Below are 11,751 nucleotides of genomic sequence, written 5' to 3'. Positions count from 1 at the left end.
AGTCAATTTTCAACAAAAAAGATCCCTTTCTTCTAGAAAGAGGACCCCCGGTATGCAGACACGGTCATAAAGTTCATAAAGCTTGTTGCTTTCAGTGACAAAATGTCGTTCACCAGCTGGTGAAGCGGTGGAATGCCCTGTTTTTCATATTTATGACTGACGCAATTCCAGACATCTTTGCTGGTGACATATTCGTAACCGACAAGCCTTAATTCCTCCGCTTTGCTACGGCAGAGCATCTCTATTGACTGTTCCAACTCCACATCATTCATTTCTTCCAACGGGGAGCCTCCCTTCGTACATCCAAGCCTTTATGCGGCATCAATATTACATCATTCGACCTTCCCCGATCATATTCCTTCTTGCTGGTTATGGTTCTTTTTGTTAATCGTGTCCAAGTTGTCATGAGAAGATAAAGGACTGGCATAGGATGAAGAACAACGGCTTTGTCCCGTTTATGTTGATAACCTGTACTTTCAACCGGGAAAGAGGGGTAGTCTTGAAGAAACAGACATTTATTCAGGGGGCCATGATCCTGCTCGCGGCAGGCATAATTAATCGAATACTTGGTTTCATCCCGCGTATTGTGCTGCCACGAGTCATCGGTGCAGAAGGTGTTGGCATCTACCAATTGAGCTATCCCTTTTTTATCGTACTGGTGACATTAATTACGGGTGGTATTCCGCTGGCCGTAGCCAAGCTCGTAGCCGAAGCTGACACTGGCGCCAATCGTTATTCCCCCCAGCGAATCCTGCAAGTAAGCTTAAGCTTTACGTTGACCCTGGGTGTAGTATTCATGTTTTTGTGCATCCTACTTGCACCTTGGGTTACCAAGTACGTGCTCACAGATGAGCGGGTGTACCATACGTTCGTTAGTATGAGCCCCATGATTGCCATTATCGCCGTATCAGCCGTCTACAGAGGCTACTTCCAAGGCAAGCAAAACATGATGCCTACTGCCATTTCATCCATTGTTGAGACCATCATTCGCATCGTTTGTGTCATCTGGTTTGCCTGGCTTCTCCTCCCCCACGGTATTGCCCAGGCTGCTGCTGGTGCCATGCTGGGAGCGCTCGTTGGAGAATTCGGCGGCATGCTTGTACTCTTGTGGAAGTATAACAGGCAGAAGAAAGAGTTACCACTAGCTAAGCACCAGAACATGTCCAATCTCACAGCCAAACCTTCAGCCATGCCTTTAAACCCAATACCTTCAGTTCTGAAAGAGACGGGTAATCCTCAGCCTGGATTAATCCGGCGTTTGCTTGCAATCTCTATTCCTGTTACAGCAGGCCGATTGGTTGGCTCCTTATCCTATCTGGCCGAAACTATCGTTACTGCCCAGAGTCTGGCTCTGGCAGGCATATCCAAAGGACTTGCTACAGCGCAATATGGTGCTTTACAAGGTATGATTATCCCTTTGCTGCTGCTGCCGGGGGCACTGACCTCATCGCTTGCGACATCACTTGTGCCTTCACTGTCCGAAGCCTCTGCTCAGGGAGATCGCGCACTGATTCACAAAAGAATGCATCAGGCATTACGCTTGGCACTTGTGACAGGTGCTCCGTTTTCTGTGTTTATGTATGTGCTTGCCGAACCGATGTGTCTTGTTCTGTATAATGATGCATCGATCGGAAGCATGCTGAAGCTAATGGCTCCTTTTGCTTTGTTCATTTATATTCAAGCTCCTCTTCAAGCTGCCCTGCAAGCCCTCGACCGTCCGGGTAAAGCATTGCTAAATACGTTTATCGGTGCTGTTATCAAAATCACGTTGATTTTAACGCTCGCTTCCCGGCCTGAATATGGCATCTTCGGTGCAGTCATCGCCATCTGTGTGAATTCTACTGTAGTTACCCTGTTACATGCCCAAAGCGTACGCAGTCTGCTACAGTTCCGCTTCAAAATGATGGATTGGGTCAAAACGGGTGCAGGAATGTTTATCATGGGAGCAGCGACCCTACTCGTATACGAAGAGACTGCCATGATATTGCCTTTTTGGGTCCGGATGCTTCTCGCTCCTTTTGTCGGGCTTATCGTGTATTTCATCGTTATGGGCTGGACCAAAATGATTGACTTTCATGATCTATCCCGTGCTCCTTTGATAGGTTCATGGTTCAAACGTCGGTCAGGCAAATGATTTTCATTTTTTATCATCTTTTGGACTGACATATATCTTCCCATTGTGGTCAATGGAGCATATAAATACATCTTTGAAATCCAGAATTCCGTTCTGTTGAATTTGATTTTTCAGCCAAAATCTCGTTTTCTGGATGATTTCCAGATTCTGATCCTGGACCTTGCCGTCCATAATTAAGGGTAGTGGCAGACCTTCATATTTGATATTTGGCAATCCGTCAATCTGGTTTTTTCCTGTTTTGGATTTACTGGAAGAAGACCCTTCTGAATCAGAGCCGGAAGAATTGCTGTCGTTAGAAGCATTCTCATCCTTGGGAAAAACGGTCAGCTTGCCAGTGGTCTCCAAAATGGCGAAATCAACCTCACCGATACTGTCTACATTCTGTTCACGGAGTTGTTGTAATAGATCATCCAGGTTATATCGTTGCTTCCGCATCTCATCTCGGAGAAGGACACCTTTGGAGATCAAAACAGTAGGTTTGCCATCAATCATCAGGCGAAGACGCCGACTTTTAAGACCTATAAAGGCCATTCCGATCTGAACAATGATCAAGGTAAGCATGGGGGCAATCCCATGAGAGAGCGGTTTATTAATATCTTCAATGACAAAAGCAGCCATTTCAGCAAGCATAATGGACACAACAAGATCAAACATGGATAGCTTACCAATCTCACGTTTACCCATAACCCTCATTGCACAGTACACCAGAAAATACATGAGAATGGTTCGAAAGATATGTGATCCGACATCTGGGAAGTTCACAACAGGGGTCCTCCTTCGAAACTGAGTTTTTAACAGTAGCTGGGTAGTGCAATCCCTATTTTGACCTGAACCTTACAGGCTCATGCAGAAATAATCCGTTCATTTAATGGAAAACAGTTCATAAGTCCGAAGGCTTGACCATACACTGTATTAACTTCAAACTTGTACAAGGGGGTTGCTTCATGCAATTGATCCGCCGCTTGGTTTCGTTTCGAGTGTCCAATCCGATTCTGTCAGGCCTCTGTCAGGCTTTTGTATGGATGTTTATCGGGGCATTAATTCTCTCCTTGTTTCTCTGGATGAGCGGAATGCGGGAACAGGACCTCTCGTTGTATACCTATGTTGTTCATGGCTTGTCATTATTGGTCGGCGGTTTTGTGGCAGGCAAACGTTCTGGTGAAAAAGGATGGTACTACGGAGGAATTACCGGAATCGTATATGGACTGCTTGTGCTGCTGATCGGATTTCTCGCGCTCGATGCATCGTTTAATTGGAAAGATAGTTTACAGCTGCTTAGCGCTTTCTTCATTTCGGCTCTCGGTGGCATGTTCGGTGTTAATACGCATCGCTCCTAGCTGACTGGTAAAGAGCATCGGCCTTCCCTCATAAAACAAAAAAGAGAACCGGGTCTCCAGGGAGATCCGGGTCTCTGCTAGGGAATACGCCACAAACGCACCCTCGATATTCTATGTTACAGTAACTATTCAACAGCCGTATCACGAGCTACAGCCGTGCTGATCGCATTACGATCAAACGTCAGTTTAGTTACATCGTTTACACGCAATACAACCACATCATCCGTAATCTCAGCGATCGTACCGTGAAGGCCACCAATCGTTACAATTTTATCGCCTTTTTTCAATTGGCTCAGCATGGAATTCCGTTGCTTTTGCTTTTTGTTCTGTGGACGAATCATCAAGAAGTAGAAGATCGCAACCATGAGTACCAAAGGTACAATCAAAGATACAATTCCACCGCCCGCTCCCGTTGCTGTTAAAGGCATTCCCTGAAACATTCAAAACTCCCCCTTATCGACTATACGTTCAGATATTGCTTGTTACGCCGGTTTCCTTAAAACATTAATCAGAAACCTTTGTCATTGTCATGAAGACCATATTGATCGAAAAATTCATCCCGGAAATCAAGCAAACGATCTTCCATAATGGCTTTACGTACATTACGCATCAAATTCTGCAAGAAATGAAGATTATGGATTGTCGTCAAACGCAGGCCAAATGTTTCATCTGCTTTGATCAAATGACGCAGGTAAGCTCTGGAATAGTTGCGGCAAGTGTAACAATCACATTCAGGATCTAATGGCCCAAAATCGGTTGCAAACTTGGCATTACGAATTACCAGACGTCCTTGACTGGTCATCGTTGTTCCGTTACGGGCAATCCGAGTAGGCAGAACACAATCGAACATGTCCACTCCACGAATAGATCCCTCAATCAACGCATCGGGCGAACCTACCCCCATCAAATAACGTGGTTTATTGGACGGCAACAAAGGTAACGTGTAATCCAATACACCATACATCAAATGTTTCGGTTCTCCAACACTCAGTCCACCAATAGCATACCCCGGGAAATCCATGGAAGTCAAATCTGCGGCGCTCTGACGGCGAAGATCTTCATGCATGCCTCCCTGTACGATGGCAAACAGACCTTGGTCATGTGGACGAGCGTGACTTTCGAGACAACGTTCTGCCCAGCGGCTTGTTCTTTCGAGTGATTTTTTGACATATTCATATTCAGCCGGATACGGTGGGCATTCGTCAAACGCCATCATAATATCGGACCCAAGTGCATTCTGGATTTCCATCGCCACTTCAGGAGAAAGGAACTTTTTATCTCCATTCAGATGAGAACGGAAGTTAACGCCTTCTTCCGTAATTTTGCGCATCTCACTAAGAGAAAACACTTGGAATCCGCCACTGTCCGTCAAAATTGGACGATCCCAGTTCATGAATTTGTGCAATCCGCCAGCTTCACGGATGATTTCATGTCCTGGTCTCAGAAACAGGTGATAGGTATTACTCAAAATAATCTGAGCATCCATTTCTTTCAATTCTTCAGGGCTCATTGTTTTTACAGTCGCCTGTGTACCTACAGGCATAAAGGTTGGTGTCTCAATAATACCGTGAGGTGTATGTACACGTCCCAGACGTGCACCGGATTGTTTGCAAGTTTTGATATGTTCATACGTAATTGCTGCCATTGGTTTTAATCATCCTCTAAAAGTTAATCGTTATACCGTTATACTAATATATCAACATGGCATCGCCGAAGCTGAAGAAACGGTATTTTTCTTCGATGGCTTCCTCATATGCCTGCATAATATGTTCCCTGCCTGCTAGTGCACTAACCAACATAACCAACGTGGATTTCGGGAGATGAAAATTCGTAAGCATCCCATCGATCACTTTAAAGGAATAGCCCGGATAGATGAAAATGCTGGTCCATCCGCTGCTCGCTTGCAGTATTCCATTTTCAAATTTGCTGCCTACCGTTTCCAAAGTCCGGCAGCTCGTAGTCCCAACCGCAAAAACACGGTGTCCATTCTCTTTGGTCTGGTTAATCAGATCTGCTGTTTCTTGTGACAAGGAGTAATACTCCTCATGCATAACATGATCTTCAACAACGTCTACTGACATCGGTCTGAATGTTCCCAGTCCTACATGAAGCGTAATGAAGGCGACATTAACGCCCTTGGCACGAATCTGGTCCAGCAACTCATCCGTAAAATGTAATCCTGCTGTAGGTGCAGCCGCCGACCCTTCATGCTTGGCATACACGGTCTGGTACCGTTCACGGTCATCCAATGTCTCCTTGATATAAGGTGGCAACGGCATCTCACCAAGACGATCCAGAATCTCTTGGAAGATTCCATCATACGTAAACGTGAGTGTACGTGCCCCCATCTCGCCCTCTTCTTCAATGAATGCCTTGAGTTCATCACCGAATACGATGACTGAACCGGCTTTCAGCTTTTTACCCGGCTTAACCAGTGCTTCCCACTTGTCGCCTTCCACATTTTTGAGCAATAACACTTCCGCTTTTGCTCCGGTATCTTCTTTTGTACCGAACAGACGGGCTGGTAGAACACGTGTATCATTCAGAATCAATGTATCGCCGGGATTCAGAAAATCGATAATATCGGGAAACGTTTGATGATTAATCTCACCACTATCTTTGTTCAAGGTAAGCAAACGGGATGCCGTGCGATCAAGCAACGGCGTCTGTGCTATCAATTGCTCTGGTAATTCAAAATCATATAAGTTCACATTCATTTAGTTTCATTCCTTAACAATAGTCGCATTTTGATAATAGTGTTTCAATATTGCCTGGTAATCATACCCTTCATCTGCCATGCCTTTGGCTCCCCATTGGGACAAGCCCAATCCGTGGCCATTGCCCTGACCGATGAACGTGAAGGTCTGACCCTGCGTCACCGCTCTCGCTTGACCATCACCACTCATAACCACAAGTGCATTACCGGATGATGTTCCTGCGCCAGAAGAAGACAATACAAAGGCACCATTTGAGCCGGTTTTACTGGCTGTTTTGCCGTCAGCGCCTAATACAGTATAACTTCCGGTCCCTGCAATATCAAATAAAGTGCTCGGTAATCCACCGAGCGCAGAGCGGTATGTATCGGCATATTTCACCGTCATAGCCTGTCCGTTGGCAGTGACTTCAAGTGCTCTTCCGGAAGGTCCTCGCTTGGTCACTTCCAAGGTTGAGATTGAAGCAGGAACAGACGCTGTTGTTTTACCCTGAAGAGATTTAACCAACTGAGCTGACGTGAAGGGTCCTCTCACCCAAGCATAATCGTTGGATTGAGCCACTTTTGCCAACACAACAGCTTCGTTGCCTGGATTCATTTTGGCTACAGGTTCCACGGTGGATTGGATTAACGGAATGGGACGCACATTGGTATTCTGAGCCGTTACCGTCACTTTTGCCAGTCCTGCATTGGTCTTGGTCGTTAATTCTTTGATGTTATCCTCACGAATGTACCCGCTAACGCCTGTACCCAGCAGCACATGGTACCACGTATGTAATCCTGCCTGGGCTGATGTATCTCCTGAGCTAACCACATTGGTGAACACACCTGCTCCGCCGTTCCATACCTCAGAAGGATGAGCTGTCTGGCCGCCAGCATTGGAGGAGAATACAGCTTCGATGATTTTACCACCGCTCTTGACCACTTCTCCAGCCGTTGCATCCACTGCGCTGGTTACTTTATCGTTCTCCGAACCAATCCCGTTATAGGCTTGGCTGAGCGTTGTATCCACGACATTCGCAATTTTGAAACGTTCACCCTGTTGAAGCGCGTAGGATCGAGCGGCTACGGCTTGAACTTTCAGAGCCTCAGCAGGCCAAGAGGAATACACCTCTGCCCCTACAACAGAGTACAGGTATTGCTCCAGTGGAACGACGTTGACCAACGCCAGATCACCACTTACGATGCTGATTTCCATATCTCCACGATACGTTCGCTGAGAACGTTCCACTACTTTGATACCATTGCCATTCCCTTGTACCAATGCTTTGGATTCAGTACCTGTAATGGTGTAATGCGGAGCCGTTTTCAGTGCATCCGTACTTAATCCTGCATCCTGACGGATGATGAGCCCTGCACTATTGTTGACAGGTGAAAGGGTAACCCCCGGAGATTTGGCTTCCACACTTTTCTTCAATGTGGATAATTCCGCTTCCGTTGAAGCTTCACCAACCCATACCGCATATGCTTGACTTCCCCCACTCAGTTGCAGGACTGGATAGGCATTAACTCCCGCTGATAAAAGGCTGGCTTGTGCTGCCTCTGCTTCCTGCATCGAACCATAGGTTCCAGCAGACAGGCGTTTACTTCCCGTTACAGCTGGCTTTTGACCAGCCAATTGTGCTGCTGCTACCTTTTGTACCCGTGTAACAGCTTGTCCTGCCAGTGCCTCCGTTGCATAGTTGCCCGTGTAGAGCTGGTAGATGACATTTCCGTTCAGAGAGGTTGTGAATAGCAACGGCTTATCCGCGGTTGGCTGCAACAATTTTGCTGCTGCAGATGCTGCCTTAAAATCCGCTGTTTCCAACACCTTCACTCGGAATCCATCTGCACTGAAACGGACCTGTCCTGCCGGAAGACTTACATTTGCGCCACTCTCCGATTGGATACTCCATTGTCCCGTCGACTCAAGCGTAATGAGTGGTGTAGTTGATTTATACGTACTACCCAGATTCGCAAACATGGCTACCCGGATCGTCTGTCCATCATTTCCTGCTGCATACGCGGGCACTTGCAGACAACCCACTGTCAAAAGAGCTGCCGCCAGTACCTTCAATCGACGACTCCACTTCTTCGTTCGTATTGCTTTTCCCACAATCAGACTCCTCTCCATGCATTTCCTTCAATTTATATCGGGTTATTCCGTGATTAAATCAATATTATAAGCAGGTGAATATTTAACTACCTCGATTATTTCCCGTCTCTTGGTGGTACAGGCAGACCCAAGTGATGATAGGCGAGATCTGTCACGATCCTGCCCCTTGGAGTACGCTGAATCATACCAATTTGAAGCAGATATGGTTCATATACATCCTCGATGGTCTGACTTTCTTCACCGATTGTAGCAGCAATGGTATCCAACCCTACCGGGCCTCCCCGGAAGCTGTTGATCATCGATTTAAGCATCTTATGATCGATATCGTCCAGTCCACGTGGATCAATCTGGAGACGTTGCAGCGCTTCTTCCGCCAGTGTCTGCGTAATAATCCCGTCACCACGCACCTGTGCAAAGTCGCGTACTCGTTTTAACAAACGGTTCGCGATCCTCGGTGTCCCACGTGAGCGCAATGCAATCTCTTCTGCGGCATCTCCCACAATCTCCACACCCAAAATTTCGGTAGAGCGTGAGACGATATAAGCCAGCTCATCAACCGTGTAGAATTCCAAGCGACTGATAACACCAAATCGGTCTCGAAGTGGAGCAGACAGCAAGCCAGCACGCGTTGTAGCCCCAATCAGAGTGAATGGTGGCAGATCCAGCCGAACAGAACGTGCACTTGGACCTTTACCAATCATAATATCCAATGCCGAATCTTCCATAGCCGGGTACATGACTTCTTCAACCGTACGATGCAAACGATGAATCTCATCAATAAACAAGACATCGCCTTCCTGCAGATTGGTTAACAATGCTGCAAGATCACCCGGGCGTTCAATGGCCGGGCCTGACGTAGTTCGTAAATTAACACCCAATTCGTTGGCAATAATATTGGCAAGTGTTGTTTTACCAAGTCCAGGTGGTCCATATAACAAAACGTGATCCAATGCCTCATTACGAAATTTGGCAGCTTCAATATATATCTTTAAATTTTCCTTCACCTGATTCTGCCCGATATATTCATTCAGATACCGGGGACGAAGACTCAACTCAACATTTTGGTCCTCCATCATCAGGTTCGCAGAAATAATCCGATCATCCATGTTCATCCCTACCTTTTTTTGCAGGCTACAGCTATATTATATTATGCAATTTGTATTATCCCGTAAACAGCATTTGCAGCGCCTTTTTCATCAATACATCAACGGAATCTGCTGTAGTAACATCCTTTTTCAATTTGAGCCACACTTTATCAAGCTCACTGTCAGTATACCCAAGTGCCTTGAGACCTTCACGTGCCTCATCCCAGGCTGAACCACTTCCCAACTCTTCCGATGGAGGAGCGAACAACCCTGTTGCATACGCTGCCGTGCCAAAGCTATCCAGCTTATCCTTGAGATCCAGAATCATGCGTTGTGCAGTCTTCTTGCCGATGCCTGGCAATTTGGTCAAGAACGTAAGATTCTCCTGATGAATCGCCGTAACCACATGTTCTGGTGTACCTCCAGCGAGTATGCCCAATGCCACTTTTGGACCAATACCAGATACTTCAATCAGTTTACGGAACAAACGCTGTTCATCCCGTGTAACAAATCCAAACAGCAGCATCGCATCCTCACGCACATGATGGTGAGTGTACACGGTAATTTCGCCTTCTTGCTTGGCAAACGCAAATGGATTCGGACAGAATACGCGATACCCCACACCATGAACATCCAGCACAATATAATCATTCTCTACATGAATGAACTGTCCTCTTAGAAAATCAATCATTTTCGCAATACCTCATTCAACTTGGAATTTAATGTATAAGAGTGTGCGTGGCACACGGCTACTGCCAATGCATCTGCTACGTCATCCGGCTTAGGAACGACCTGAAGACGCAAGAACATTTTGACCATCTCCTGTACTTGCTTCTTCTCCGCTTTACCGTACCCAACAACAGCCTGTTTGATCTGCATTGGCGTATATTCTGCAATAGGCAAACCCTTCTGTGCGGCAGCGAGTACCATAACTCCTCTCGCCTGACTGACAGACATCGCTGTTGTAACGTTCCGATTGAAAAAAAGTTTCTCCAGCGCTACTGCGTCCGGTTTGTATTTATCAATCAATTGCACCATACCCTCATATACGTGAAGCAACCGTTCCTCTTCAGGGGTATGAGCTTCCGTCTGAATACATCCATATTGTACGGGTACCACCTTACTGCCGATTTTATCCACAAAACCAAAACCAACAATCGCAATCCCCGGGTCAATTCCCAAAAAACGCAAAACCATCTCTCCCTCACAAAAGCGAACATATGTATCGTTCATTTCATTATAACAAAAGATAGACCCTGCGGCAGGAAAAACTTTGTCTAACTGATTACTCGCCTTTATTCGTGAATTTTTTACATGTTTATACGTATTTTCATGTATTTCAGTTCAAACGACAAAAAGGACATCTCTTCGATGTCCTCCGTAACATTCCACATATTTTGGGGTCTATCACTTCGTTTCGCAAACCACCAATGCTATTGCTATTGCCCACCATCTTTTCAGTACTTCAGCAGCTTAATACTGTAAATGAGGACAATTGGATTACCCGCCATTGCGGATTAAATGATGATCCTCATCCACTGCATAGTCACTGAACGTAGAGATTACGCTATCATATTCATCCTTGTCCTGAACCCGAATGCCCTGCTGCAATTGCTCCAGTACTCCTTCAGGCAAAGAACTCTCCAACGTTCCCACATCCAACTGAAAGAACGTACGAATGACCTTCTCTTCTGCTGGCTTACCCTCGTACAAATTAAGGTTCCCTACAGCATCTATGCTGATATAAGCCTGTTGTTTACAAAGCGGTGAAAGGTCATCTATACGTTGCTTCAAATGCAACTCATCTGATGTTCCAACGGTAGCATCCCATTCCGGATGTTGAGCCAGCAGCATTTTCAATTGTGGTCTAGCCATCTTGCCTAACTGCTCTGTCTCCACTCCGCAGATGTACTGTGTTTCCAAAACCACACTCGTTAAATGATCCGGATCAGCATCAAGTTGCTCTACTAGCGCCTGAATCTCCTGTTCAGATCTTGTTTCCTGCGTTACAGGCCCCATCACACTCGTTGCCTCACTGAAATTAGTAGTCAGCAAACGTTCAATCGTAGATGAGATAGGCAACCCGCTATAAGCCAGTATCGTAACTGCAAGCAAACCCGCCGTCATCCATAATGTTCGTTTCCACCGTCGCCAGCGTCTCTTGAATTGTTTTCTGAAGTTAAACGTGTTCACATGAACCCCTTCTAACACTTTTTAAACCTATTGTGACCTAAAGATTGAGGCTTTATGCACAACTAACTTGTTGTCTGAAGAAGGAACACGCATGTGTTAGCTTAGAGAATTTGTCATAGTTAATATCGAACCTGCATTTATAGAATCTTATATGACGGATTGTAATATGAAGTGCGACACCTACTGGAAATAAA

The 11,751-nt window shown here is 45.9% G+C and carries 12 protein-coding genes; 2 read left to right on the top strand and 10 right to left on the bottom strand.

Annotated features, from left to right (window positions below):
- Positions 1-32: 32 nt before the first annotated feature.
- Entirely contained in the window at positions 33-272 is a 240-nt protein-coding gene (locus D829_RS0100060; protein WP_036617497.1) for a post-transcriptional regulator, read from the bottom strand.
- Positions 273-499: 227 nt separating this feature from the next.
- Here D829_RS0100060 and spoVB point away from each other — a divergent pair, with 227 nt between their 5' ends.
- A complete protein-coding gene (gene spoVB, locus D829_RS0100055) occupies positions 500-2,134 on the top strand; it encodes a stage V sporulation protein B (RefSeq protein WP_017686774.1) in 1,635 nt (544 codons plus the stop codon).
- A 3-nt stretch (positions 2,135-2,137) separates the two neighbouring features.
- On the opposite strand, the gene D829_RS0100050 is transcribed toward spoVB, so the two are convergent.
- Complete coding sequence (locus tag D829_RS0100050) at positions 2,138-2,851, bottom strand: DUF421 domain-containing protein (RefSeq protein ID WP_051153838.1); 714 nt, start codon at positions 2,849-2,851, stop codon at positions 2,138-2,140.
- A gap of 227 nt (positions 2,852-3,078) precedes the next feature.
- Here D829_RS0100050 and D829_RS0100045 point away from each other — a divergent pair, with 227 nt between their 5' ends.
- The gene (locus D829_RS0100045) at positions 3,079-3,471 is read left to right on the top strand and encodes a TIGR04086 family membrane protein (protein ID WP_017686772.1); all 393 of its coding nucleotides are present in this window, start codon (positions 3,079-3,081) and stop codon (positions 3,469-3,471) included.
- Between the two features lie 125 nt (positions 3,472-3,596).
- On the opposite strand, the gene yajC is transcribed toward D829_RS0100045, so the two are convergent.
- From yajC to D829_RS0100005, 8 genes are all read right to left on the bottom strand, one after another.
- The gene (yajC, locus tag D829_RS0100040) at positions 3,597-3,911 is read right to left on the bottom strand and encodes a preprotein translocase subunit YajC (RefSeq protein WP_017686771.1); all 315 of its coding nucleotides are present in this window, start codon (positions 3,909-3,911) and stop codon (positions 3,597-3,599) included.
- A gap of 68 nt (positions 3,912-3,979) precedes the next feature.
- Positions 3,980-5,116: a tRNA guanosine(34) transglycosylase Tgt gene (tgt, locus tag D829_RS0100035; protein ID WP_017686770.1), complete on the bottom strand. Its 1,137-nt coding sequence runs from the start codon at positions 5,114-5,116 to the stop codon at positions 3,980-3,982.
- A gap of 43 nt (positions 5,117-5,159) precedes the next feature.
- Complete coding sequence (queA, locus tag D829_RS0100030; RefSeq protein ID WP_017686769.1) at positions 5,160-6,188, bottom strand: tRNA preQ1(34) S-adenosylmethionine ribosyltransferase-isomerase QueA; 1,029 nt, start codon at positions 6,186-6,188, stop codon at positions 5,160-5,162.
- Positions 6,189-6,194: 6 nt separating this feature from the next.
- On the bottom strand, positions 6,195-8,210 hold the full coding sequence (locus D829_RS0100025; RefSeq protein WP_241230714.1) for a SpoIID/LytB domain-containing protein: 2,016 nt from the start codon (positions 8,208-8,210) through the stop codon (positions 6,195-6,197).
- A 164-nt stretch (positions 8,211-8,374) separates the two neighbouring features.
- On the bottom strand, positions 8,375-9,385 hold the full coding sequence (gene ruvB, locus D829_RS0100020) for a Holliday junction branch migration DNA helicase RuvB (protein WP_017686767.1): 1,011 nt from the start codon (positions 9,383-9,385) through the stop codon (positions 8,375-8,377).
- 55 nt (positions 9,386-9,440) lie between these two features.
- Positions 9,441-10,055 (bottom strand): Holliday junction branch migration protein RuvA, encoded by a 615-nt coding sequence (ruvA, locus tag D829_RS0100015; protein ID WP_017686766.1) that lies wholly within the window; start codon positions 10,053-10,055, stop codon positions 9,441-9,443.
- Positions 10,052-10,555, bottom strand: a complete 504-nt coding sequence (ruvC, locus tag D829_RS0100010; protein ID WP_017686765.1) for a crossover junction endodeoxyribonuclease RuvC — start codon at positions 10,553-10,555, stop codon at positions 10,052-10,054. The genes ruvA and ruvC overlap by 4 nt, the downstream gene beginning before the upstream one ends.
- A gap of 309 nt (positions 10,556-10,864) precedes the next feature.
- Positions 10,865-11,557 carry a BofC C-terminal domain-containing protein gene (locus D829_RS0100005; RefSeq protein WP_017686764.1) on the bottom strand — a complete coding sequence of 231 codons (693 nt, stop codon included), beginning with the start codon at positions 11,555-11,557 and terminating at the stop codon, positions 10,865-10,867.
- Between the last annotated feature and the right edge of the window lie 194 nt (positions 11,558-11,751).

This window comes from Paenibacillus sp. PAMC 26794 (assembly GCF_000316035.1).
Classification (GTDB): Bacteria; Bacillota; Bacilli; order Paenibacillales; family Paenibacillaceae; genus Paenibacillus.
This window is presented reverse-complemented; position numbering and strand designations above follow the sequence as displayed.